Source organism: Nostoc sp. (assembly GCF_036916985.1).
Classification (GTDB): domain Bacteria; phylum Cyanobacteriota; class Cyanobacteriia; order Cyanobacteriales; family Nostocaceae; genus Nostoc.
Window position 1 is genome coordinate 340,745 of record NZ_JBALFD010000027.1, and the last position, 23,815, is coordinate 364,559.

The 23,815-nt window shown below is 43.2% G+C and carries 20 protein-coding genes and 1 pseudogene; 6 read left to right on the top strand and 15 right to left on the bottom strand.

Annotated elements, in window-relative coordinates; all coding sequences use genetic code 11:
• Positions 1 to 107: 107 nt before the first annotated feature.
• On the bottom strand, positions 108 to 614 hold the full coding sequence (locus V7L07_RS11625; protein WP_335057869.1) for a DUF4112 domain-containing protein: 507 nt from the start codon (positions 612 to 614) through the stop codon (positions 108 to 110).
• A gap of 88 nt (positions 615 to 702) precedes the next feature.
• Complete coding sequence (locus V7L07_RS11630) at positions 703 to 1,602, bottom strand: YihY/virulence factor BrkB family protein (RefSeq protein WP_335057871.1); 900 nt, start codon at positions 1,600 to 1,602, stop codon at positions 703 to 705.
• Between V7L07_RS11630 and V7L07_RS11635 the strand changes: the two genes are divergently transcribed.
• The gene (locus V7L07_RS11635; RefSeq protein ID WP_335029680.1) at positions 1,567 to 1,797 is read left to right on the top strand and encodes a hypothetical protein; all 231 of its coding nucleotides are present in this window, start codon (positions 1,567 to 1,569) and stop codon (positions 1,795 to 1,797) included. The two genes, V7L07_RS11630 and V7L07_RS11635, sit on opposite strands and share 36 nt — an antisense overlap.
• 3 nt (positions 1,798 to 1,800) lie before the next feature.
• Here V7L07_RS11635 and groL read toward each other — a convergent pair whose 3' ends face one another.
• The 9 genes and pseudogenes from groL to V7L07_RS11680 all read right to left on the bottom strand — a co-directional run bounded on the left by groL (position 1,801) and on the right by V7L07_RS11680 (position 10,388).
• Positions 1,801 to 3,444, bottom strand: a complete 1,644-nt coding sequence (gene groL / locus V7L07_RS11640; protein ID WP_335057874.1) for a chaperonin GroEL — start codon at positions 3,442 to 3,444, stop codon at positions 1,801 to 1,803.
• Between the two features lie 104 nt (positions 3,445 to 3,548).
• A complete protein-coding gene (groES, locus tag V7L07_RS11645; protein ID WP_179063948.1) occupies positions 3,549 to 3,860 on the bottom strand; it encodes a co-chaperone GroES in 312 nt (103 codons plus the stop codon).
• A 746-nt stretch (positions 3,861 to 4,606) separates the two neighbouring features.
• Positions 4,607 to 5,335, bottom strand: coding sequence for a HEAT repeat domain-containing protein (locus V7L07_RS11650; RefSeq protein ID WP_335057876.1), 729 nt, complete (start codon positions 5,333 to 5,335; stop codon positions 4,607 to 4,609).
• Between the two features lie 171 nt (positions 5,336 to 5,506).
• Positions 5,507 to 6,352 (bottom strand): HEAT repeat domain-containing protein, encoded by an 846-nt coding sequence (locus V7L07_RS11655; RefSeq protein ID WP_335057879.1) that lies wholly within the window; start codon positions 6,350 to 6,352, stop codon positions 5,507 to 5,509.
• Between the two features lie 44 nt (positions 6,353 to 6,396).
• Positions 6,397 to 6,609 (bottom strand): annotated as a pseudogene (locus V7L07_RS11660) (phycobilisome linker polypeptide); the annotation flags it as partial.
• 91 nt (positions 6,610 to 6,700) lie between these two features.
• Positions 6,701 to 7,570: a phycobilisome linker polypeptide gene (locus V7L07_RS11665; RefSeq protein ID WP_335057881.1), complete on the bottom strand. Its 870-nt coding sequence runs from the start codon at positions 7,568 to 7,570 to the stop codon at positions 6,701 to 6,703.
• A 179-nt stretch (positions 7,571 to 7,749) separates the two neighbouring features.
• Entirely contained in the window at positions 7,750 to 8,562 is an 813-nt protein-coding gene (locus V7L07_RS11670) for a phycobilisome linker polypeptide (RefSeq protein ID WP_335029678.1), read from the bottom strand.
• Positions 8,563 to 9,283: 721 nt separating this feature from the next.
• On the bottom strand, positions 9,284 to 9,775 hold the full coding sequence (gene cpcA, locus V7L07_RS11675; RefSeq protein ID WP_012411562.1) for a phycocyanin subunit alpha: 492 nt from the start codon (positions 9,773 to 9,775) through the stop codon (positions 9,284 to 9,286).
• Between the two features lie 91 nt (positions 9,776 to 9,866).
• A complete protein-coding gene (locus V7L07_RS11680) occupies positions 9,867 to 10,388 on the bottom strand; it encodes a phycocyanin subunit beta (RefSeq protein WP_179063954.1) in 522 nt (173 codons plus the stop codon).
• Positions 10,389 to 11,208: 820 nt separating this feature from the next.
• Here V7L07_RS11680 and V7L07_RS11685 point away from each other — a divergent pair.
• Both V7L07_RS11685 and V7L07_RS11690 read left to right on the top strand, forming a co-directional pair.
• Positions 11,209 to 11,865, top strand: a complete 657-nt coding sequence (locus V7L07_RS11685) for a class I SAM-dependent methyltransferase family protein (protein ID WP_335057883.1) — start codon at positions 11,209 to 11,211, stop codon at positions 11,863 to 11,865.
• Positions 11,866 to 12,037: 172 nt separating this feature from the next.
• Positions 12,038 to 13,132 (top strand): aliphatic sulfonate ABC transporter substrate-binding protein, encoded by a 1,095-nt coding sequence (locus tag V7L07_RS11690; protein WP_335057885.1) that lies wholly within the window; start codon positions 12,038 to 12,040, stop codon positions 13,130 to 13,132.
• A gap of 154 nt (positions 13,133 to 13,286) precedes the next feature.
• Here V7L07_RS11690 and V7L07_RS11695 read toward each other — a convergent pair whose 3' ends face one another.
• The 4 genes from V7L07_RS11695 to V7L07_RS11710 form a co-directional block, all read right to left on the bottom strand.
• On the bottom strand, positions 13,287 to 14,102 hold the full coding sequence (locus V7L07_RS11695; protein ID WP_335057888.1) for an alpha/beta fold hydrolase: 816 nt from the start codon (positions 14,100 to 14,102) through the stop codon (positions 13,287 to 13,289).
• A 254-nt stretch (positions 14,103 to 14,356) separates the two neighbouring features.
• A complete protein-coding gene (gene hpnH / locus V7L07_RS11700; protein WP_335057890.1) occupies positions 14,357 to 15,376 on the bottom strand; it encodes an adenosyl-hopene transferase HpnH in 1,020 nt (339 codons plus the stop codon).
• 108 nt (positions 15,377 to 15,484) lie between these two features.
• The gene (gene hpnA, locus V7L07_RS11705) at positions 15,485 to 16,507 is read right to left on the bottom strand and encodes a hopanoid-associated sugar epimerase (protein WP_335057892.1); all 1,023 of its coding nucleotides are present in this window, start codon (positions 16,505 to 16,507) and stop codon (positions 15,485 to 15,487) included.
• 128 nt (positions 16,508 to 16,635) lie between these two features.
• The gene (locus V7L07_RS11710) at positions 16,636 to 19,311 is read right to left on the bottom strand and encodes an efflux RND transporter permease subunit (protein ID WP_335057894.1); all 2,676 of its coding nucleotides are present in this window, start codon (positions 19,309 to 19,311) and stop codon (positions 16,636 to 16,638) included.
• Positions 19,312 to 19,505: 194 nt separating this feature from the next.
• Here V7L07_RS11710 and V7L07_RS11715 point away from each other — a divergent pair, with 194 nt between their 5' ends.
• The 3 genes from V7L07_RS11715 to yhdJ all read left to right on the top strand — a co-directional run bounded on the left by V7L07_RS11715 (position 19,506) and on the right by yhdJ (position 23,672).
• Positions 19,506 to 20,204, top strand: a complete 699-nt coding sequence (locus tag V7L07_RS11715) for a 5'-methylthioadenosine/S-adenosylhomocysteine nucleosidase family protein (protein WP_335057922.1) — start codon at positions 19,506 to 19,508, stop codon at positions 20,202 to 20,204.
• A gap of 544 nt (positions 20,205 to 20,748) precedes the next feature.
• On the top strand, positions 20,749 to 22,461 hold the full coding sequence (locus V7L07_RS11720) for a putative bifunctional diguanylate cyclase/phosphodiesterase (protein WP_335057896.1): 1,713 nt from the start codon (positions 20,749 to 20,751) through the stop codon (positions 22,459 to 22,461).
• Between the two features lie 308 nt (positions 22,462 to 22,769).
• Complete coding sequence (gene yhdJ, locus V7L07_RS11725) at positions 22,770 to 23,672, top strand: adenine-specific DNA-methyltransferase (RefSeq protein WP_335057898.1); 903 nt, start codon at positions 22,770 to 22,772, stop codon at positions 23,670 to 23,672.
• Positions 23,673 to 23,815: the final 143 nt, after the last annotated feature.

A 23,815-nucleotide genomic window follows, 5' to 3' on the forward strand; every position in this document is an offset into this window, starting at 1 on the left:
CTAATTCTAGGGGTTTAACAGTACTTATGCACAGACTAAGATTTTACGTCATTACAAGCGTTGACGTAGCCTCTTGTCGAGAGCGTCATTACAAATTACGAATTATTTTAACCGCCTGTTAAAGCGTTCCACAGGATTCTAATTAAGATCACAGGCAATGCTATTAAGACAATTGAGATTAGCAACAATCCCACCAAAACGGCAAAGATAAACCACCTGTCTGCACTCTTTTGCTGGCTGGGAAACTTTAAGTACTCTTCTAATAGCTTGATATTATTAGTGTTAGCTCTCCAGGCAAAATCAAAAAAGTCTCCCAAAACTGGAACAGTGCCTACCAAGCCATCAATGATCACATTTAAAACCATTTTACCTAAAGTGGCTCTAGATACACCCAGCCGCGCTGCTTCTAGGATGATGTAGCTAGAAAACATAACTCCCAAAAAATCACCACCAATAGGTATGAGTCCGATAATTGGATCTAGACCAAAACCAATCTTTGTACCAGGAATGGTAATAATATTGTCCAGAAGCCGACTTAGCTGACGCAGGCGTTTTAAGGTGGGTGCTTTGGCATCAGGTTCAATCATCGAAAATCGAGGAGGAGAATCAGACATGAAGGCGATCGCTAAATTTGTATTGAATCGTTAGATATTTTACTCCCCTACTGATCTTTTGCAATCATTATTTTCAGGGATTTACCATTTAATATTTTTCTTGAGCTTGCAACTGTCCTTTTAAGCGCATATCTTCGCCCACAGTCACGTTTAACTGATCGCCGATTAACAGCACAGCAGCGCTCATTGACAGCCAGAGCATTAAAACTATCACAGCCCCTACAGCACCATATACTTTATTATAATTGCCAAAATTCGCCACATACAACCGAAAGAGGGCAGACAATATTGCCCAGAAAACAGCTGCTAAAATTGCTCCGGGCATCATTGGCGTACCTGAGTTCCACTTGCTTGGACCATAGCGATAGACGAAGCCAAAGGCGATAGCAACAATACTTAAAGCTAAAGGCCAGCGTAACAGCTGCCAAAGATGTAACAAGAAGATTAAAGAAGCATTTTCATGTACTACTATTGCCAGCAGCCAATCACTGGTAAACACTAAGAAAGAAGCCAATACTAAAAGCAACATAGTCCCGACTGTTAATCCCAGAGAGACGAGTTTGGCTTTCCAAAAAGGACGCATATTTTCTGGAGGAATTTGATGAATTTGGTCGAGGGCTGTCATCGCGGTATTCACCGCCCCAGAAGCAGTCCAAATTGCTAAAGCAAAGCTCAGAGAAAACAAACCACTATTTTTGGAGTTGGTAATCTCTGTGGTGGCAAAATCACGAATTAGATCCAAGGCTTCTTCAGGTAGGACTTGACTTAGTTGTACCGCCAGTTGTCTAAAGGTAGCTTGCAAAGATTCTGCCAATAAGCCAATGGCTGTAATCAGAGCAAGAATTGCTGGAAACAAAGATAACATGGCATTGAAGGCTATTTCCGAGGCAAGTCCCAAAAGTCGCCTTTCGATTGTCCTGGCAAAAGTTTTTTTGAGTGTGTGCCAATTGAGGTGGCGAAAGAAGCGGAAAAAACGAGACTTTGGCATAATGTAGAGTTAAAACTGGTTAGGTTTCTTAACTACTGTGCCAAATTTTGTGTAGCGATCGCATTGATCTTTTTACCGCAAGAATACGGGCTGGAAAATGAGAAAGATGAGATGAAACAAGAGGCGATCGTTATAATTTGGGACGATCGCCTCTTGAGATTTAGGCAAGACGCAAAAACTTTCGCCAGGGATTAACAATTAGTAATCGAAGTCCCCACCCAAGCCGCCGCCACCACCAGGTCCGGCAGGAGCAGCATCTTTTGGTTCCGGCTTGTCAACTACAATTGCCTCAGTGGTCAGCACCATACCGGCAATTGACGCTGCATTCTGTACAGCCGAGCGTGTCACCTTGGCAGGGTCAACAATTCCAGCTTCAAACAAATCCACAAATTCGCCGGTGGTTGCATCATAGCCCACATTGAAGTCCTTCTCTTTCACGCGCTCCGCAATTACAGCACCGTTTTGACCTGCATTCTCGGCAATCCGCTTCAGAGGGGCACTCAGGGCGCGAGACACAATCAACGCCCCTGTCAACTCTTCATTTACTAGGGTAGATTTTGCCCAGTTTTCCAAGTCAGGAGCTAGATGGGCCAGGGTCGTACCACCACCGGGAACGATGCCTTCTTCAACAGCAGCTTTTGTCGCGTTGATGGCATCTTCTAGACGCAGCTTGCGGTCTTTGAGTTCGGTTTCAGTGGCCGCACCAACTTTGATCACAGCAACCCCGCCCGATAGCTTCGCCAAACGTTCTTGCAGCTTTTCTTTGTCATAGGAAGATTCGGTTTCTTCGATTTGGCGGCGGATTTGCTCTACCCTGGCTTTCACGGCTGCTTCATTACCATCGGCAACGAGGGTCGTACTATCTTTGGTGATGGTGATTCGGCGAGCTTTACCGAGTTGGTCAAGCTTGGTGGCATCTAGCCTCAGACCGGCATCTTCTGTAATCAATTGCCCACCTGTAAGAATGGCAATGTCTTCCAAAATAGCCTTACGGCGATCGCCAAAACCAGGAGCTTTCACAGCTGCTACATTCAACACTCCCCGTAGCCGATTTACTACTAAGGTAGCCAGTGCCTCTTTTTCAATGTCTTCAGCCAGAATCAGCAATGGGCGACCTGCACGGGCAACCTGCTCTAGTACTGGTACTAAATCTTGTACCAGGGCAATTTTTTTATCTGTAATCAGCAGGAATGGCTCATCTAGCACTGCTTCCAACCGTTCGGCATCTGTGGCAAAATAGGGAGAAATATAACCCTTATCGAAGTTCAACCCTTCTGTAACTTCTAGTTCGGTGGTGACTGACTTACCTTCTTCTAGGGAAATCACCCCTTCACGACCAACTTTATCTAATGCTTCTGCAATCAGCGCACCTACGGCTTCATCATTTCCGGCAGAGATGGCAGCAACTTGAGCGATCGCTTTAGAGTCTTCTACGGGACGCGCGTGTTCTTTGATCTTGTTTACTAGAAAGCCTGTAGCTTTGTCAATACCACGCTTGAGTTCGATGGCGTTAGCACCAGCAGCGACGTTCCGCAATCCTTCTTTGACAATGGCGTGAGCCAAAACGGTTGCAGTTGTAGTACCATCTCCGGCAGCATCATTGGTTTTGGAAGCGGCTTGCCGGATTAGGGCTACACCTGTGTTTTCAACGTGATCTTCTAGTTCAATTTCTTTAGCGATGGTTACACCGTCATTGACGATTTGAGGAGCGCCAAATTTCTTCTCCAAAACAACGTTACGGCCTTTTGGCCCAAGGGTGACAGCTACCGCCTCAGCGAGAATGTCAATTCCTCTTTCCAGAGCGCGACGAGCATTTTCGTTGTAAATGATGCGTTTTGCCATAGTGATTCTAGTTCCCTTTAATAGTATGTAGGTTGAGCAGTTGCGATTGTCATTGGTTATGGCGGCTTGTGGAGTAGCAATGACCAATAACTAATGGCAATCGACTATGAAACAATTGCCAGGATGTCTTTCTCAGACAACAGGACATATTCTTCTGTACCAAGCTTGATGTCGGTGCCTGCGTACTTGGAGTAAAGGACTTTATCGCCAACTGCAATATCGATCGCTTGACGAGTGCCATCATCGTTACGCTTACCAGAACCCACTGCCACAATTTCACCCACCTGCGGCTTTTCCTTGGCGCTATCAGGTAGAAAAATTCCGCCCGCAGTTTTATCTTCTGACTCACTAACCTTAATGAAGACGCGATCGCCCAGAGGCTTCACAGTTGATACACTCAACGTTATAGCGGCCATATAAAATTCTCCGAATTAACTTTCTTCATGTGGACAAATGAGTGTAATTAGGTGATCAATTGTTACTCAATGGGGAGTTACAGCTATTTTCAGGTCAATAGACCACACGTAGGGGCACAGCATTGCTGTGTCCTTACGACAGATACATGAAAACTGCTGTAAGTGATTAGGAGGACAGTTCATCATACTTAGTGTTTCTCAAATCAAAAACTAAGGGTTGATAGTTTTCTGATGAAACGAATCTAATGAACAGTGAAGTAGTCCAAAATTAAAATCCGGTAAGTCTATCGAAATACCGGATTTTGCTATGTTAAGTATCATGTCACATGGTCTTGTAAAAATCAAGCGGTTTGGAAGTGCTTGAGCTTAGTGAAGTAAGACGTTGTTTCAGCATTGGATTCGTATTTCGATTCTGGTAGTCCTTGCAGTTGCTAAATTGGGATCTCTGCTAGCTTCGGATATGTCTGTCACCAGATGAAATCTGCGATCACTCCACTAAATTATTACCCCAACAGCTATTTTCGGGGGAATGCTCTCATAGCTGATAGATTGATTAGCCCTTTCAAAGTGAGTAAAAATTTTGCTCAAAAAATTCCTCTTTAATCTCTTAACTCTGTGTTCTCTGCGTCTGGAGTGGTTAAATAAATTTGTATTCTCTGCAATTGGAATCGGCTAGAAATTTCTAGCCGATTGTAGAAGTCCCCAAGTACTCATAGCCTGGGGATTGTAAGGGGGCGATGAATGCTTCACCGTCTGCCAGCACCACGATAAGGCACTTCCGACACATCAGCATCTTCTAGCTTTATTTTCGGTGCAAACACTTCTTGATGTTGTGGCTGTTGAATTTTTTGCTGTGCAAATTTGACGCGGGTACGAACTCCCAAATCGGCATCAGTATCGAGTATTTGCTGAAGTTGATTTGTAATCCGCGACGCTTGATCGGGTAAAGTGGTTGCTATAGCGATCGCTAGTGTTTCTAAACTGGTCACTGCTGCATAGCGTACTACCCACTCTGGATCTTGAGAAATTAGTAATAGCGCCTCTAATACCTGAGTCTGAACAGATTCCACTTTCTCCGGCGGTAGTTGATGCCAGCGCAAAGTGCCTAATCCCCTAGCAGCTGCCCGCCGTACACTCAAGGAAAAATCGGTTTTTGCTGCCTCGAATAAAGTATCCAGTGCCCGAATATCGCCAATTCCTGCTAAGGCACGAATCGCCCAGGCTCTAGCACTGTAGTTGTAGTCATCAATTAATTCCAATAGAGATGGTACTGCGGGTTCCCCGATCGCAATCAGCCCATCGACTGCCGCCACTGCCGCCCCTGGATTGTTGTAGCCCAAAGCTGCAATCAGGGTGGGAACAGATTCTTCTATACCAGCTGCCGCTAACTCCTGAACTGCGTCTAATAGGCGTTCCGAGGAGTCTGCTTCTTCTACAGCACGGATCAATATTTGGGCAAGATCACTGTTATTCATAATAGTTTTTCAATGAGTCATTAGGGATCAGCCAATTGTAGCTTAAGTTCTCCGTAGTTGGCACTACACATAAACCCCCTAGCCCTGATTTTGCAGTTGGGTTGGGGGTTTACATTTGATAAGTATTTTTTTTAAACGTATTAATAACAACTAATTCCTAGAAAATTATAACTACAACAGCGAGTCCATCAAATTCATCACTTTCATCACACCATCTGACAAAGTGCTTATTGCTGTATGGTTAACTTGATGTTCTAGTAATCCTTTCAGAGAAATTAGCTTCAGACTATTTTCAGCAAGAGCCTCGGCGATCGCATCTGCGGCGGGTAGATATCCAATGGCTCCCAAATCTGCTAAAACTGCTCGACGCAATTGCAATTTCTCACCTGCTAAAGCTTGTACCAAGCGTTCTCCATAAACTGGCTCTTGGGTTAATTGATACATGGCTCGTGCAGCAGCATATTGCACCAATTCAATTGGATGCTCTAAAAATGGTTTTATCAAAGGGGTGAACTCAGTTGCCCTCAATGTTCCCAAGGCTTCTAATATGGCCTCGTAGGGTTGGGATAAATCAGGCTGCTTTGATATCAGCTGCTCACCGTGCAAACCTACTTGTAATAAATTAATTAAGACGGGAATACAAACTGAATCGCCCAACATTTCTAAGGATTGTGCCGCCGCTTCCCGCACATAAAAATCTGAGCAGTCTAAACACTTAATTAAAGGTGAGACTGCCTGGCGATCGCCTAGTTTTCCTAAGGCTCTGGCTGCGTTCCGTCGTAGAGGATATCCACCTTCTGGTGTCCGATCGGCTTCGTCTTCTAAAGCTTTAATTAATCCTGTAACCGCAGCTGTTTCAGATATCCGAAATCTACCCAACCACCAGGCAGCATAAAACCGCAGACCTAAATCTGCACTTTCTAGATTAGCGATCGCTTGCTCTACTGTTAAAGATTCACCATCGCCAGAGTTCCCTGTCGATGATAAATCTTCAAATTTCTGCGGACTAGAATTCATTATGAAGAAGGAGGATCGCTTTGTTCGCTATCTGTTTTAGTTTCCGCGTTCAATGCCTGAATGCTGACTATCTTGCCACCCAAGCGAGTAATTCGCTGCATTTCTTGATTCATCCGGTTCTCTGGTACTGTGAAAAACACAGTGGCACTAGAACGAATTGGATAATTGGTTTTTTCAGTTTCTTCGCTTTGGCGCAGACCAACAACTTCGTACCGAAAGTAGCGACTACTAGTTCTACTACTAATTTGTCCAACCATAAAATTAATTCCCAATTTTAAATTGTCGTTATTGTCATTAGTCTTTTGTCTTTAATAATGACTAATGACTAATGACTATTGACTGATGAGACTAAAGTGGTTTCACACTAGCTATTTTACCACCTTGTTTTACCACTCTTTGGAAGTAAGTAGATAGTTCTTCATAAGGTATAATCACCGCTTGATTAACACGGCGGGTGCTAGGATACCCAGCACCAAAAACACCTGCTACTTCAATGCGGTAAAGTCTGCCTTCTTTGCCAAAAGTTCCCGCACCACCAAAAGTACTGTTGGGGGTAACGCCTTTTTCAGAAGCAACGTATGAAAAGCCGGAGGGACCACCAGACGGAGGAACAACGATGGATGCACTATTGCGACCTAGTTCACTAGCAAGGCGGGAAGATTTGCCTTTGAGTTGGGAGGTATCGCTACTGGCATAACCACGATAAAGTTGGAATATCCGGCTAAATCCGACAGTTTTCTGTCCTGTTTGGGTTTTAAAGCCGCGATAGTAAGGCACTATATTTTCACCAAAGCTAGATTGATACTCTGGTGAATCAATATAAGAATCAATGTCGGCTTCATATCCCTTGTTTTGGTACAAGTCTAAGTGATAGACGACATCAGACTCATCATAAGGGGCACGACCTAACAAATGTTTGTAGTTGAGTTCGATGACGCGAGTTTGGAAGTTGTCGTAGAAAAACTTGGTTTTGTACAGTTCTGATTTAGCTAGTTGACGCACAAACTCTTGTACTGTACTTTTCCCATCGCGCAGGATAGATTCAGCACTTATGAGTCGGTCAGATGTCAAGATGTAGTTGTTGCCCAAAACTTGACGATAGACGGCAGCAATTACTCTCTCAATGTCTTCTTTGCTTGCATTTGGACGCAATTCGACAGGAGACTGATCGCTAAAAGGTTCTGTTCCCAGACGGGAAGCTGCTGTTGTAATAGCCATTGGTAATTTTCCCTTTGTAATTAATAATTGGGGACTGGGAATTAGGGATCGGGGATTGGGTACTGGGTATTAGGTATTGGTTATCCCCTTTTTCCTCTTAGTCCCAATTCCTAGTCCCCATTACCCCTTATCCCCAGAGGGGACCCCACCTTCCCCAGTCCCCAGTCCCCAGTCTCTATTTATACGGCTGTAATGCTAAGAACTCGGCTGCCCTTGCGATTCAACTGCTGCAATTTACTAGAAAGTTGCTCGTAGGGTACGATCAACTCCGCAGTACCGCGCCGTACTACAGTTGAGTTGGGGGAAGCTGCTTGTAGCACTCTGATGCGGTATGTTTCGCCGCGACCACCTGTAGAGAGACCAGTTAAGGCTCCAGCAGACACGGGGTAAATGGGTGAAGCTAGATTCTTCGCCACTTCCCAGGTTAACCGTCCTTGTTTTTGTCCTTGAGCGCGATCGCTATTGGCATAACCCCGATACAGTTGGAACAGTCGGCTATAGCCAACGTTTTTCTGTCCTACTTGACTCTTAAAGCCTCGATAGTAGGGCACAATACTTTCGCCAAAACTCTCTTGATATTCTAATGAGTCAATGTAGGAATTAATCTCAGCTTCGTAACCTTGTGAGTTATAAAGCTCAACATGATACGAAATCTCTGACTCATCTTGTGGGGCACGCCCCAATAAATGCTTATAATTCAACTCGATAAACCGAGTTTGGGAATTGGAGTGGAAAAACTTATCCCGATACAGTTCCGATTGAGCAATGGCTTGCACAAATCCCCGAACGGAGATTCCACCTTGCTGCAACAGTGATTCGGCGCTGACAAGCCGCTCTACCTCAAGTAGATAGTCATTACCCAAAACCTGACGGTAAGCCGCCCGGATAACCACTGCTACATCCGCTTCTGTTCTATCAGGACGTAGTTCTATTGGCGCCGAATTCTCAAACGCTCCAATCCCTAACCTTGCTGCTTGTCCCAAAGCTGCCATCTTTAAAACCTCCTCAGTTTTAACTGCAAAACTAAAAACTTTTTAGAAAAATTTTTTCTAGTCTTTTAACAGTCCTTTGAAATTGACACGTAACCGTTCAGGGCAAAAGTTAAAAGGCACTCATAAAGAAAAAGAAAAAAGGTTTAAAGCCCTTAAATTTATTTATGGGAATTATCTTTTTACTTTTTACTTTTTACTTTTTACTTTTTAATGCACCTTTAGGTACGGTGATTGTTAAGACATCGCTGCCTTAATATCCTGTTTCCACAGGTTCCCAGGCTCACTTTATGGGTTCAGCATTCTCTAATCTGAGAAACCCCTAAACGCTGCACTTAGCTTGCTTCCCTCTCTGGTTATGCAGACTCGCTACCGCTACGCTAGAGAAGATTGTACTGCCTCACCACATTTGCCACGAGGGCATAGTGATATCTCCTTACGTTATTTCGGGCGTATACTTTCCCCAGTTCAGGGGTAGGTTTTTAAATCTTGTACTGATAAAAATATTGTGCCAATTGACGGTAGCTTAAAAAAGGCACTGAGTTGCGAACTTTCGCAAAAGTTGTAGCAAGTACTGTGCTACATCAGCAGCTTTCATCCCTGTCTAACTCTTTCTTCAGGGTATTCAGCTAGCTTTTCCTAAAAAACTGCCCAGAGAGGTAAACAACTCATAGAACTTACTTGTCATAAGAGCTGATTTCCTCTCCGGGCTAAAGAAATACTCTTAGCTTAGAGTATTGATTACATAGTCGATGTAGGAATTTGCTTCAACAGCAGGATCACCGCTTAGACCGTGGTTAGCTTTGATGTACTTGAGAGCTTCAATGTACCAGCTAGGAGACAGGTCAAAAGTCCGGTTGATTTCAGCCAAGCCAGAAATCAAGAAATCGTCCAAGGGGCCTGTGCCACCAACAACTAAAGCGTATGTGATAATCCGCAAGTAGTAGCCGACATCACGAACACACTTGCCTTTACCGCGTGCATCTGACGCGAAGTTAGGGCCTTGTTGTTGGGTGGTGTAAGGGAACTTGTTATATACTGCTTGAGCAGCACCTTCGGTCAAGCGTTGAGCGTTAGCGCTTAAAGCTTTTGCTGCTTGTAAGCTAGCTGGTGCTTGGCGGAAGCGACCAAAAGCAACTTGAATTTCGGTGCTGCTGAGATAACGGCCTTGAGAATCAGCCGATGCGATCGCTTCAGTTAGAGGTGTTTTTGTCATTTTGGTATTTCCCTTTTACAAACGTTATGGTTGAAATTTTGTTTTGTCCTATGGACAATTATTTAGTCAACATCAGCAATTCAAGCTTTGCTTAAGCTACAGCAGCAGCAGCACGATCGAAATAGCCAGCTATTTCAGATGCCAAAGCACTGCAATCGCCTCTGGTGATATTGTTTGTATCGTTGACAATTGCCAAAGAAGCTTGTTTTAGCTTCTGAATACCAACTGCAACCGAAGCTCCAGGAGTTCCCAATGCTAAATAGGTTTCCCGTAAGCCGTTGAGGGCACGGTCATCTAGCACGCTAGAATCGCCAGCAAAGATCGCATAAGTGATGTAGCGGAGAATGATGTCCAAGTCTCTGATACAAGCAGCTGCACGACGGCTGGTATAAGCATTACCACCAGGAGTGATCAATTGGGGTTGTTCTGCCCACAAATCACGAGCCGCAGCAGCAACAAGAGCTGACGCATTGCTGGTAATACGGTTAACCGCATCTGCACGCTTGTTACCATCTTTGACTAGTTCGCTCAACGCATCCAATTGTGCATCGGAGAGATATTCGCCGCGTGTATCAGCTTGGGATACTACTTTTGCAAATGCATCTAAAACCATTGCGTTAAATCTCCTAATTTGCTTGGTTAAGAATAATTTGGACTCAAAACTGAATGGTTCAGTTTATTTTTGATGTCAGCACTGCCTGACGAGTTACGAAAGGGTTAAAACAGACATCCAAGAAATAAGTTTACGATCTCCAGGCTTTCAGATTAAAACTTTTGTTAGAAAACTTCAAACTTCTATGAAGGACTGAAAAACCTGATTAAGATGTTGTTTTTTACTCTCAAGTTCTCTTTATACAATGCTGCCGCATCATTATTTATTACAAATTATTGTTATGTTTGTGAATTTTGTTTACATAACTTCATATCTTTATCTCTGTTAGGCCGTAGAGAAATTTATTCTGAGAAATTCCTTAAAGAATGCTTAGGCGTAGGCCGCCGCAGGTATCGCGCCTAGAATTATGTCTTATTTACTACTCAAATTGTTTTTGCCAAAGGCACGCACTATATTTTGCAATGTCGTAACTGCTAGAAGTACTTAGAAATTCAGTCTTTAGCAATACAATTTTAAATTTTTGCTGATCAATATTTCAATATGTAGTGTATTTGTATTGTATTCGTCGTATTTGCTCTAGCCCAGTATTTCTGTGAGTTTTTCTAGATTTGGCATACAAGGCTGTCTAAGAAGTTCTCAATTGTTAAATTGCAAGATTTACATACCAAAGAAAAAAGACTTGATTTTGGATGAATTTCCATGATAGTCTGCGTTCTATATATAAAATACGGTTTATTGATGTATTTACCGTAGTTTAAGCTGCATAGTGCCTTTGTCACTTTGCTTTCCTCATAGTTAATGAAAACGAAAATCACCTCTTATGGTCAAAGACTGGTTTGAATGGCACGACCTCTACAAGAACGAACCAAAATTGCAACAACGCCTGCAAATTGTGCAGGAATACATTGCCCATAGCTTGAATTTGTCCCAACCAGGGTTAATCCGTGTAGTTAGCGTTTGCGCGGGCGATGGACGAGATTTGCTTGGAACGCTATCAAATCATCCACGAGCAAAAGATGTTCATGCCCGACTTGTAGAGCTAAATCCCCAACTAGTTGAACGTGGACAAGAAACAATAGAATCGTTGGGTTTGACAAAACAAATTGAGTTTATCAATGGTGATGCAACTATTTCCTCAAACTATGTAGGAGCAGTACCAGCAGACATCGTGATTGTATGTGGTGTATTTGGCAATCTCGCAGATGAAACTGAACTCAATCGCTTACTGGCAAACCTGAGTTTTCTCAGCAAAAAAGGTGCTTTTGTAATTTGGACTCGTGGACACTCTCAGGGTATTGCTCACTCTGAAACTGTTCGTAAATTTTTCCGTGAACATGGATTTGAAGAAGTGGACTTCAAACTCACTGCAACAGGAGACATGGGAGTAGGTATTCATCGTTACTTGGGTGAAAGTTTGGCTGCACCTAAAGAGCAACAGTTTTTCGCCTTTACTGGTACTCCAAGTAAAGCCAAATGAAGAGTGCTGAGTGATGAGTGCTGAGTTGAAAGACCGCCCACAATATGCGGGGCTTTTACCATAGTGCGGAAGTACTGAGTAATCTTCTTGTTACTCAGAACTCTGCTTTGCCGAGGTACTCAGGACTGAGTGTGGTAAATAATATCTCTAAAATTTTTTTGACACAAAACCTATGACCGCTACAGTTAAGCTTCAGCATACAAACATCTTTCGCCGTTTCACACGGCTTTTAGCACCTGGGTTGTTAACCTTAGCAACTTCGTTAACATTAGTGAGTTGCACAACCGAAGGGCAAAAAGCTCAAACCCCATCTGCTGCGACAAATGTATCTGATACCAATGCCAATTCATCTGGAATCAAAGCTAAGGTACTCCGTATGGGGTATCAATCAGCAGGCGATTTGGTCAGATCGCAAAAAGTATTAGAAAAGCGTCTAGAACCTCTGGGGGTAAAGGTGGAGTGGGCACAATTTGTCCAAGGGCCACAACTAATGGAAGCGATGAATGTCGGTAAAATCGATTTAGGTTCCGTTGGGGAAACTCCGCCTATTTTCGCTCAAGCTGCTGGCGCTCAAATCGTTTATGTGGTTGGTTCTCGACGCACTCCAACCACGGGTAGATCAAGTGTGATTGCTGTCCCGCCAAATTCTCCCATTAAGAGCGTCAAGGATCTCAAAGGACAAAAAATCGTCTTTCAAAAAGCTTCTGCATCTCATTATTTTGTATTTAGAGCTTTGGAAGATGCGGGTTTAAAACCCAGCGATATTAAAATCTTGAGTATACCTACAGTGGAAGCTAGTAGTGCTTTTCTAGAAGGGAAAATTCCAGTTTGGGTAGCGGGCGATCCTTATCTAGCTTTGGCTGAAAAATCAAGTAAGATCCGAGTAATTAAGACTGCCGAAGGACTTGATACCCCCGGTGGATACTATATTGGTGCAAGGCAGTTTGCAGTTGACAATCCGGGAATTCTGCGGATAGTGATTGAGGAGATTGATAAACTCCAGCGTTGGGCTGAGGCAAATCCTAAAGAAGTAGCAAAAATCATTGGGCCAATCCAAAAACTACCTCCTGACATTATGGAAAAGGTAGTTAGCCGCCGCAGTTATGGCTTGAGAGCCATTTCCCCAGAGTTAATTAAGGAACAACAGCGAGTTGCAGATTACTTTTATAAATATGGTGTAATTCCTAAACAGGTCAACATTCAGGAAGCTGTGTTGACACCTGAACAATATGCCGCAATTACTCCAGAATCTATTAGCCAAAAATAGGTTGAAAAGACTAGCTTATGATGCAATACGGTTCATTTACATTTAAAGGTTATTGGCGTAGATAATTGGTCTTTGAAGACGCGATAAATCGCGTCTCTACATCAGGGTTTTGGGATTAATGGGTTCAGAAACAAGACGAAATTCCTTGGTCAAATTACTCGAATTTATTTTGGAGAAAGGCGATAACGCGCTTGAATGCTTGGGGGTCTTGGTAAAGAAAGCGATGACCGCCTTTAAAGAACTCTAAATACGAACCTGGTATCTGTTTGTGTATCGCCTCAAGATTGGCAGGAGGAGATATGCCATCGTGATGACCACCGCAGATATAGACAGGAACATGCAGTTGAGAAAGCCGATTATATGTATCGTGAGCAGCACGAGCCTCAAGCTGGCGACGACGGCCAATTTCACGACTTGATTCGTATACACCCTCTTGAGCAACTGCCAGTGTCAGCTTCACTAAATCCTGAAATTGTGCAGTTCGGCTAGAAAGCCAAGCTTCATCTTGCCAACGGGTATCAGCAATTGTGATTTGCCGATGAGCCACTTCCTCAATTGGGAGGTTCACAAGTTCATGTAGTGGATATGATGACCCACCAGCGCCGCCACTGCTAGTACAGGCTAAAACAAGACGTTCAACGCGGTGCGGATAGCGCAGTGCCAACTCTTGGGCTACCATACCCCCGAAGGAAATTCCGATGACATGAGCGCTCTCCCAGCCGACTGCGTTTAATAAAGAGTCTGCATCGGCGGCGTAATCTGCTATGGTGTAGGGAATATCAGGTTTTGAAGTTTGACCCAGACCGCGCTGATCGTAAGCCAAAATTTCAAAGTGCGGGGCTAACGGTGAGTCAAAAATAGTAGGCGATCGCCGCAAGTCTCCTCCAGTACCACTAATACTGAGTAGGCGTTGACCAGTGCCGCGAATCTCATAATACATTTGCAAATCACGAACCGATACAAATGGCATGAGTATTTTTCCTGATTAATTTTGCAGAAGTTGGGTGAGGGAGTGATCGCAATATCTCTCAGGACTTACGCAAAATCATGAAAAAACGAACCGCAAAGGACACGAAGGAATAGGAGTTTCAGAGAGTTTTTGCGTAAGTCCTATCTCTAAATAAGCATCCTCTTTTTACTCTCCAGTGGAATCAGAATCTTTAAAGGGTGCGTAGGCGTAGCCCGCCGTAGGCATCGCACCCTTTATATAGTATTTACTATTTACTAGTTTCTACCAAACACACTGCCAAGGGCACGAGCCATATTTTGCGGTTGCATTGCATCCATTGCGGCGGTGGGTTCGTAGCCGCAGTGAACCATGCAATCGGCACACTTGGGATTACCACTCGCACGTCCGTATTGACTCCAGTCAGTTTGGGCGAGTAATTCTTTGAAGGTAGAGTAATAACCTTCGTTCAGCAAATAGCAAGGTTTTTGCCAACCGAGAACACTATAACTAGGGCTACCCCAAGGTGTGCATTCGTAGTCCTTTTCACCTGTGAGAAAATCTAGGAATAATGGATTGTGATTGAAGTTCCAGTTTTTTTCACCACTTTTGTATGGAGCCAGAATTTGCCGGAAGAGGGTGCGGGTTTGTTCGCGGTGGAGAAAATGATCTTGATCTGGTGCCCACTCATAACTGTAACCAGGAGAAATCATCATCCCGTCAGTATTTAGGGTTTCCAGAAAGTCGAAGAACTCTTGCATATCTTTGGGTTCAGTACCCTCAAAGATCGTGGTGTTAGTGGTGACACGAAAGCCTTTAGCTTTAGCAGCACGAATGGCTTTGACAGCAATATCAAAAACACCTTTGCGATCGACACACTGATCGTGTAACTCCCGCATTCCATCTAAATGCACACTAAAAGTCAGGTAAGGGGAAGGTTGAAACTTATCTAGGTTCTTTTCTAATAACAAACCATTGGTACACAAGTAAATATATTTCTTGCGCTCAATTAATCCTTGGACAATCTCATCAATCTGGGGATGCAGCAGAGGTTCTCCCCCAGGAATTGAGACAACTGGTGCGCCGCATTCTTCCACTGCGGTAAAACATTGTTCAGGGGTAAGATTTTGCTTTAAAATTTCCTTTGGATGTTGGATTTTACCACAACCTGTACAAGCGAGATTACACCGAAAAAGAGGTTCCAACATCAATACTAAGGGGAAGCGTTTACGTCCTTTCAAACGCTGCGTAACAAGATACTTCCCAATATCCATAGCTTGTTGTATATTAACTGCCATTGTTGCGATCGCTCCTCTTTTAGAGATAAATACACCACAGTCATTGTCGGTCTGGGTACTTGTGCTACCCTAACGCGTATTGCATCCACACGTGAATCGCTATATTTTTCATTTGACGTAACCTTGTGCAACAAACCAATCCACAGCATCTTTGAGTGCGACTTTCAGCGAAGATTGAGGTAAACCCAACTCTCGTACCGCCTTGGAAGTATTGTAATACATAGGTTGTTTCGCCATCCGAACACCATCCAATGGCACTGAGGGCGATTTTCCCAGTGGTGCGAGAATTTTTTCATCAACCCAGGCAACACTCAGGGGCAGCCAAGCGGGTACGGTTCGTTGGGGTGCTATTAGTCCTGTAATCTCGGCGAGTTGTTCGAGCAGTTGCTTGAGACTGAGGTTTTGATTACCTAAGATATAGCGATCGCCTGATTTACCCCGTTGCAAAGCCAGTAAATGCCCCCATGCCACATCCCGCACATCGATAAAATTTAGACCAGTATCCAAGTAAAAAGGCATTTGCCGTCGTAAAAACCGAAGTATTATATCACCTGTCGGGGTAGGTTTGATATCTAATGAACCAATCGGGCTGCTGGGATTGACAATAACTACTTCTTGACCTCTAGCAACAGCTTGGATGGCTTCTTGTTCAGCCAAAAACTTAGACTTTTTGTAGTCACCCACCAACTTTTCTAAGGGACTCTGATGTGTTTCATCAACAACTTCACCAGATGAGCCGACCCCAATTGCCGCTACCGAACTGGTGTAGACGGTGCGCTCAATCTCCGCTTTGCGAGCTGCTGCTAACATATTGCGCGTACCCAGGACATTATGATGGTGGAGTAACTCTCGGTCTGTTTGCCAGAGGGAATAATGAGCTGCGACATGAAATAGATATTGACAATCTGCCATCTGTTGCCAAAGATTTGGATCGTTTAAATCGCCTTTGACAATTTCCACATCCAAACCGCGTAGATTGTCCAAATTGCTGCTTGAGCGTACCAGCGCTTTGACTGTGTAACCTTGTTGCAGAAGCAACCGCACCAAATGGGCACCAATAAAACCCGTACCTCCCGTGACAAAAACCCTTTGGGATTTTGGATTTTGGATTTTGGATTTTGGATTTATCAACTTGGAATTCCTTTATTTTGAATTTTGGATACAGAAATTTCGCACTAATTAGGTGGCACTTAATAATGTAAATCTCTCAATCAGACCATTCATCCCTGTTCAAAAATCTAAAATCTAAAATCTAAAATCTAAAATTTATTGCGGGGAAACCAATCATCCAAAACGGTGTAAACTACTGGCACAACAATCAAACTGAGGATAGTTGAAGTTACTAGTCCACCTGCGATCGCTACAGCCATAGGCGATCGCAATTCCGAACCCGCACCTAAACCTAAAGCGATCGGTAACATCCCTAAAATAGTAGAGGCCGTGGTCATCATAATTGGTCTGAGGCGCACTAATCCGGTGTTGAGAATCGCCTCGGTGCGTTCTAAGCCAACTTTGCGTAACTGGTTGATGTAATCCACAAGCAAAATGGCATTTTTATTTGCTAGTCCCAATAAAAAGACGAAACCGATCAGTGATATCATGCCAAAGTCGCTCTTGGTAATCAGTAGCGCTAACATTGCTCCCACTAATGCTAAAGGCAAAGAGACACCAATAACTAGAGGGTCTACCCAGGTTTTGAACAACAAAATTAGTACGATGACAATGCACAGGGCAGATAAAGCTAGAGTTGTGCCGAAACTGCTAAACACTTCACCTTGACGGGCAGAGTCTCCCCCTAAATCTAAGGAAACATTAGAGGGTAACAGCGCTTTTGCTTCAGCTACCACTTTGTCAGTGGCATCACCTAAAGATAGATTTTTGCCTAAATTAGCACTGATGTAGGCCACCCGTTGATTATTCAGACGCTCAATCTGAAAAACCGTGCCCTGTGGATTTGTTTCACCTGTAACTGTGACATCAGCGAATCCCGGTAGCCTCTGAATCCTTTCTTTAATTGCTTTGACTGCTTTACTCAGAGCTTGGAGATTATCACCTTGTAATGCTATTTGCAGGGGTTTTTGACTGCCGGAATCGACAAATTGAATATCTTCAACACTAGTAGTTACTCCAGAAAGAGCAGGTAAGGAGGAGCGCAATTGGTCTTGTAGTTCTCCAGTGGTGATTTTGCGATCGCCCTTTAACTTTACATATAGTGTCCCTTTATTCGGCTCACCCTCACGAGAACCAACAGTAGTAAATACCGTTTCAACTGCTGGTGATTTTCTCACAACCTCTTCTAGTTTCTTTGCAACCTCAAGAGAATCATTCAAAGGGTTGGGGATTGGGGATTGGGGATTGGGGATTGGGGACTGGGAATTGGAATTTATACCCTGTCCGTCTGCTCCACTAGGGATACTTGGCAAAGGGGCTGTATAAGCAATATTAAATTCGCCGCGATCGAGTTTGGGAATAAAGCCTTTGGGAATTAGTGGAATCAGCACTATACCTGCGATGAAGCTGAGGACAGCTAACCCGATAACTATCTTGCGGTGATTTAAAGACCAACTCAGCAAGTTTCTGTAAAATTGGGTAAATGCTAACCAGATTTTTCCTTCCCGACGCGGGGAGAGTGAGGATTTAGGTTTCAGCCAGTAGATAGCTAGAACTGGAGATAAAGTCCGAGCAACTAGCATAGAAGCAAGCATCGCCGCTGAAACAGTGATACCGAAAGGCTTGAAGAATTGACCAATGACACCACCCATCAAACCTATGGGCAGAAAAACTGCGACGGCTGTCAAAGTGGCGGCGGTGACTGTCAACCCAATCTCATTTGTTGCTAAAAGCGCCGCTTGACGAGGTGTTTCACCATCTTCAACGTGTCGCATGATGTTTTCCACATCTACGATCGCATCATCAACAATACTACCAATCACCAAAGCTAAAGCCAGCAACGTGATTGTTTCCAGGTTAAAGCCGAAAATCGCCATAACGATAAATGTCGCCAACAAGGACGTAGGAATCGCCAAGGCAGAGATGAGAGTTGCGCGCCAATTCCATAAAAAAGGAAAAATGACCACTATTGATAGCAAAACTGCTTCCAGCAAAGCATCAATTGTTGACTGGGTAGCTTGGCGGATATATTCGGCTTGGGTGGCAGCTAGGGTGAGTTTGACATCTTTAAGGGTAGAGCGTAGCCTTTGAACTTCTTTCTCAACCTGACTCACTACTTCTAAAGTGTTAGCGTTACCGCGTTTAATCACCTGAAATGCCAGTGCATTTTGACCGTTAAACCTAACTAATGTCGCCCCACCTTGAGGGAGAGCAGCTGCACTCGCATTCGCTGGATTTACCGGAGAAGTTGCAGTAGCAGCGCCTAGTAGTGAGACTTTCAGAACTCCTGGTAATTTAGCGATCGCACTAACAATCTCATCTTGCGCCAACTTCGTCAAATCTTTGAGATTCCGTGTCGAACTCTCTATGGCATAACTAATGGCGGCTGATTCGTTTAGATTCAGGGGAATAATTTTAGAAGTTGCTCCTGGAGGCAAAGTTAGCTGCTTCAGGGCAGTTTCAACCTTTTTAGTCGATGTTTCTAGATTCGTCCCAACGGCAAAAGAAAGGGCAACGGCTGTTTGACTAGGATAGGTGGATGAGCGAATATTCTCCAGTCCTTCTAGGGAGCGGAGGCGTTCTTCTAGGGGTTTTGTGAGCTTCGCCTCAGTATCCAGGGCAGTTGTCAGGGGGGCTGTAGCATTCACAACCACCACTGGAAAGGTTATATCTGGAAACAAGGCATACTTAAGAGAACTGAAAGCCAGAATCCCGGCTACCGTTACGGCAATCCAAAAACTCACCGTCAGCCACGAAAATTGAATCGCCAATTTGGAAATATTGAAGAGTTCTCGTGCGGATTTGGAGTTATGAAGCTTTACCATCTTGGAAAATTATCGTGTGGGTGACACAATTATTAAGCAATTCAAAATGAAAAAACACAATCCTAGCCAGTTGTTTGGCAGCAGCAATTACCTTGGGGTTGCGAGTTTTGGTGACTAGTAAATGGCAACATTATTTATTGTCACTCAGATATGACCCAATCTTGAATGCAAAAGGAAACTTGTTGAGAGCGCTAGTGTCTAATTTTTTACCCATCAATACAATTCTGGTGCCTCAGGGAGCAGAATATAAAGCTGTGTGTCGCGGATTAAGCGGCGTTACTGGCTCCATACCAACAATAGTAGCCATACCTGTTGGCATGAAACCTTTACTCAAATATTTGCAACAAGGACAATTTCTAGCTCCAAAATCCAGAGTGCTGATTATGGGTCTATGTGGCAGCTTAAGCGATCGCTATACAGTTGGTGATCTTGTGCTGTATCAAGATTGTATTTATCAGGGGCAACAGCAAGAATGCGATCGCACTTTTACAGCCCAATTGCACTCAGCACTCAGCACTCAGCACTCCCCACCAAATTTAGTCAAGGCATTGACAAGCGATCGCGTTATTTGGTCTGCTGCCGAAAAACGCAGTTTGGGTGGGACTTTGGCCGCTGATGTTGTTGATATGGAAGGATTTACCGCCCTAGAATTTTTCAACACAGCCGGGGTATCCGTAGCAATACTGCGAGTAGTCAGCGACGATTGTCAGCATAATATCCCTGATCTCACATCAGCAATTAACTCTAATGGCTCTCTAAACCCTTTTCCTTTGGCAATGGTAATGCTTCGACAACCCCTTGCTGCTATTCGGCTGATTCGAGGTTCATTAACAGCATTAAAGGTGTTAGAGCAAGTTACAAATCTGCTCTTTTCAGGCTCTAACCAAAAATAATCTGTTGTGTCTTTACAGCAATTTTTAAGTAAATACACTATGCGTAAGGGCACAGATAGCAATCCTAAATCATTCGTGAAAATCTATCTTTATCGTAAATTAAAGGGTTTAAGAACCTGCAATCTACATGTAGCATCCATTTCAGTCGGAGTTTAAATACCCGTCTGAAATTTCTTTAATTTTGTTAGCGAGTCTACGAGCGTCATTTTGAATTGTTAATATCTCTGCCTTCTCTGTGTTTCTGCGGTTAGTTATAAAAAATTATTTTTCACAAATCAACTTAGACCACTATATATTTTTTGCTCTTATACTATCTAAAGACAAACTAATAACAATCAACATAATTTAAGTATTGATTGTGAAATTTCTTCGGGAAGAATTTTTACAGAAACTTTATCATTATCCATATCAAGAGAAACCTATGTTGGGAAACATAATATATAACCCGATCGGGGTTGGGTTCCAGGAGAGCTAATTCTACTGAATTGTGAATCAAAAACACCTAATAGCTCGGAACTAATTTAGCAACTACCGCACAAAATTTATGAAGCTCAATTACAACCTCTACTTGTACTCGTTCCTAGCTCGTTTTGGATGGCCCAAAAAAAGTTACACCGGTAAAATAATGTTGGTGGCATTTTTGGGAACTCACGTACCACTTTTGAGTTTACTCTTGAGTTTCGTTATCTCAAACTCCTATTCTTTAGAGATGGCGATCCGAGTTATGAGCATTGCTTTGTTGGCTACGTTAGCAGGTACAGCTGCCACCCTCTACGCGCTACACCATCTCCTCAAACCGGTTATTTCGACATCTGCTGCATTGCAAAATTATCTGAACACCAAAACTTTACCTGAATTACCCACAGAATTTGCTGATGAAGCGGGTACATTGATGGCGAATACCTCACAAACTCTTCACAAATTAGATGAGTTAATTCACTACATCACTAATTATGACGATCTAACTGGATTACCCAATCGTGATTTATTCCGCGAACGCCTCCATCAGATTTTATCCCAACCTGAAAACAACCAGCGCCTTGTAGCCGTCTTTTTACTAGGTATTGATGATTTCACTGATATTAGTCATGGGTTAGAGCCTGAAACAACAAATTTGTTGTTAAGAGCAGTTGCTCAGAGATTATCAAGCTGCATAAGGCAAACAGATATTCTTGCCCATTTGAGTGGAGATGAGTTTGCCATTGGTCGTATAGAGATTGTTTCTTTTGAAAGTGTAATTAAGCTGTCTCAGCTATTGTTAAGTACCCTCAGTAAACCTTTTTCTCTAGAGGGTAACTTGATTCATATCACCGCCAGCATCGGCATCACCATGAATGGCATAAATGATCAAAATAGCGTAGATCAACTTTTGCAACAGGCTCACATAGCACTGTATGAAGCAAAGCAGCAAGGACGTAGCCAATATCAATTCTATTCGCCGGAAATCAATGCTCAGTTGCAGGAGCGACTAACTTTAGAAAATGAATTACATGGGGCGCTTACCCGCAACGAAATGCTGGTTTATTATCAACCTCTGATTGATTTACATAGCGGGCAAATTACAGCTATGGAAGCATTGATTCGCTGGCAACATCCTACTTTAGGTATGATTTCTCCAGGAAAGTTTATTCCCATTGCAGAAGCCAATGGTGCGATTGTCGAAATTGGTGAATGGGTTTTGCGAACCGCTTGCGCCCAAAACCGTGCTTGGCAGCTTGCTGGATTTACCCCAATTCGGATATCAGTGAATCTTTCAGCTCGACAATTTGAACAACCCTATCTAGTTGAAATAGTCAGCCAAATTCTTGAGGAGACAGGACTCCAAGCATCCGATCTCGAACTGGAAGTCACGGAAAGCTTCTTGATGGGTGATATAGAGCGATCGGTTAAAACCTTAAAAAAATTACGAGAACTGGGTATATGGTTGGCTCTAGACGACTTTGGCACCGGTTATTCCTCCCTCAACTACTTGAAGCGCTTTCCTGTGAATATGCTGAAGATTGATCAGTCATTTGTGCAGGATGTCACGTCCAATCCTGATAGTGCTGCCGTCACTAATGCGATTATTGCCCTGGCAAAAAGCCTGCGATTGAACATCACAGCAGAGGGTGTAGAAACCCAAGAACAGCTTGACTACCTGAAAATGCAGGGATGTCATGAAGGTCAGGGTTACTACTTCAGTTGTCCTGTCCCTGCCGATCTAATTACCCCGATGTTGCAGAAAAGTTCTCAGCGGATGGAGACAATTGCAGCATAAATAGATGCCTAAGCTATTACAACGTGTTCCATTTTGCACCTATCTCGGCGACCACCCGAATACTTGTATAGCGCTATGACTAGATTGAGATTCTTTTTGTGTGGTAGTGGGACTTCCACACAAAAATTGTCTGAGTTGAGCCGTATTAGAATCTATTTTTCTTACCAAAATCAGCAGACTCATAGCACATATTTGTGGTTTTAATATCCATATCCTCAGAAGTAAGATATGAGTAAGCCTTGCAATATTCAAATCAATACTGTAGATTTTAAGTCACATTTTTGTGTTACTTCCTCAAGGCGCTAACTGTGATTTCAAAAGCTCATATAGATATCAAAATATACAAAGACGATTTTCACACTATTATTCATGGCGATGCTCTTGAAAATTTAAAGTGTCTTGAATCAGAATCCATTAACCTAATTTTTGCTGATCCGCCTTACAATATTGGCAAAAACTTCGATGGTTTAGTTGAAAATTGGTCGGAAGAAGAATTTCTTAGCTGGACATATCAATGGATCGATGAATGCCATCGTATCCTAAAGCCCAATGGTACTTTTTACTTAATGAACAGCACAGAGAATATGCCCTACCTTGATATCAAGTGCCGCAAGAACTTCTATATTAAAAGTAGGATTGTTTGGAATTACGATAGCTCAGGAGTACAAGCAAAAAATTACTTTGGTTCTATGTACGAGCCGATAATTATGCTAACGAAGCATGAAAAGAACTACACGTTTAATTCCGGCGATATCATGGTAGAGGCAAAAACTGGTGCAAAGCGTCAATTGATTGATTATCGAAAAGAACCTCCTCAGCCTTACAATACTCAGAAAGTACCGGGTAACGTTTGGAATTTTGCACGAGTACGTTTCAAAATGGAAGAATATGAAAATCACCCAACTCAAAAACCAGAAGCACTTTTAGAACGTGTTATTTTGGCATCTTCAAATATTGGAGACATCGTATTAGATCCATTTTCTGGTAGTTTCTCTACATGTGCAGTTGCTAAACGCTTAGAAAGAAAATCCATCGGGATTGAGATAAATGAAGAATACGTAAAAATAGGAATTCGCCGCTTAAATCTGCCATCTAATTACGCTCCTGATGAGTTAGCAAAAGAGAAAATAAGAAAAACAAAAAATCTTTCCAAGAAAGCGAGAGCTTTGATTGAGGAACAGTCACCGAATAAGGAAAAAGTAAAAATATAATCCCCATAAATAAATTTAGAGGCCAGTACGCAATACTTTTCGGTTAAGGCAACGTGAGTTCGATGAACCTCTCCCTCCCAACCTCCCTCTCCGAAACGGAAAGGGAGGAGCAACGAAAAATTAAGCTTTTTGCTCCCCTCTCC

Coding starts and splice junctions, on each gene's coding strand:
- V7L07_RS11625 (WP_335057869.1), bottom strand. CDS start 614: ATGTCTGATTCTCCTCCTCGATTTTCGATGATTGAACCTGATGCCAAA.
- V7L07_RS11630 (WP_335057871.1), bottom strand. CDS start 1,602: ATGCCAAAGTCTCGTTTTTTCCGCTTCTTTCGCCACCTCAATTGGCAC.
- groL (WP_335057874.1), bottom strand. CDS start 3,444: ATGGCAAAACGCATCATTTACAACGAAAATGCTCGTCGCGCTCTGGAA.
- groES (WP_179063948.1), bottom strand. CDS start 3,860: ATGGCCGCTATAACGTTGAGTGTATCAACTGTGAAGCCTCTGGGCGAT.
- V7L07_RS11650 (WP_335057876.1), bottom strand. CDS start 5,335: ATGAATAACAGTGATCTTGCCCAAATATTGATCCGTGCTGTAGAAGAA.
- V7L07_RS11655 (WP_335057879.1), bottom strand. CDS start 6,352: ATGAATTCTAGTCCGCAGAAATTTGAAGATTTATCATCGACAGGGAAC.
- V7L07_RS11665 (WP_335057881.1), bottom strand. CDS start 7,570: ATGGCTATTACAACAGCAGCTTCCCGTCTGGGAACAGAACCTTTTAGC.
- V7L07_RS11670 (WP_335029678.1), bottom strand. CDS start 8,562: ATGGCAGCTTTGGGACAAGCAGCAAGGTTAGGGATTGGAGCGTTTGAG.
- cpcA (WP_012411562.1), bottom strand. CDS start 9,775: ATGACAAAAACACCTCTAACTGAAGCGATCGCATCGGCTGATTCTCAA.
- V7L07_RS11680 (WP_179063954.1), bottom strand. CDS start 10,388: ATGGTTTTAGATGCATTTGCAAAAGTAGTATCCCAAGCTGATACACGC.
- V7L07_RS11685 (WP_335057883.1), top strand. CDS start 11,209: ATGGTCAAAGACTGGTTTGAATGGCACGACCTCTACAAGAACGAACCA.
- V7L07_RS11690 (WP_335057885.1), top strand. CDS start 12,038: ATGACCGCTACAGTTAAGCTTCAGCATACAAACATCTTTCGCCGTTTC.
- V7L07_RS11695 (WP_335057888.1), bottom strand. CDS start 14,102: ATGCCATTTGTATCGGTTCGTGATTTGCAAATGTATTATGAGATTCGC.
- hpnH (WP_335057890.1), bottom strand. CDS start 15,376: ATGGCAGTTAATATACAACAAGCTATGGATATTGGGAAGTATCTTGTT.
- V7L07_RS11710 (WP_335057894.1), bottom strand. CDS start 19,311: ATGGTAAAGCTTCATAACTCCAAATCCGCACGAGAACTCTTCAATATT.
- V7L07_RS11720 (WP_335057896.1), top strand. CDS start 20,749: ATGAAGCTCAATTACAACCTCTACTTGTACTCGTTCCTAGCTCGTTTT.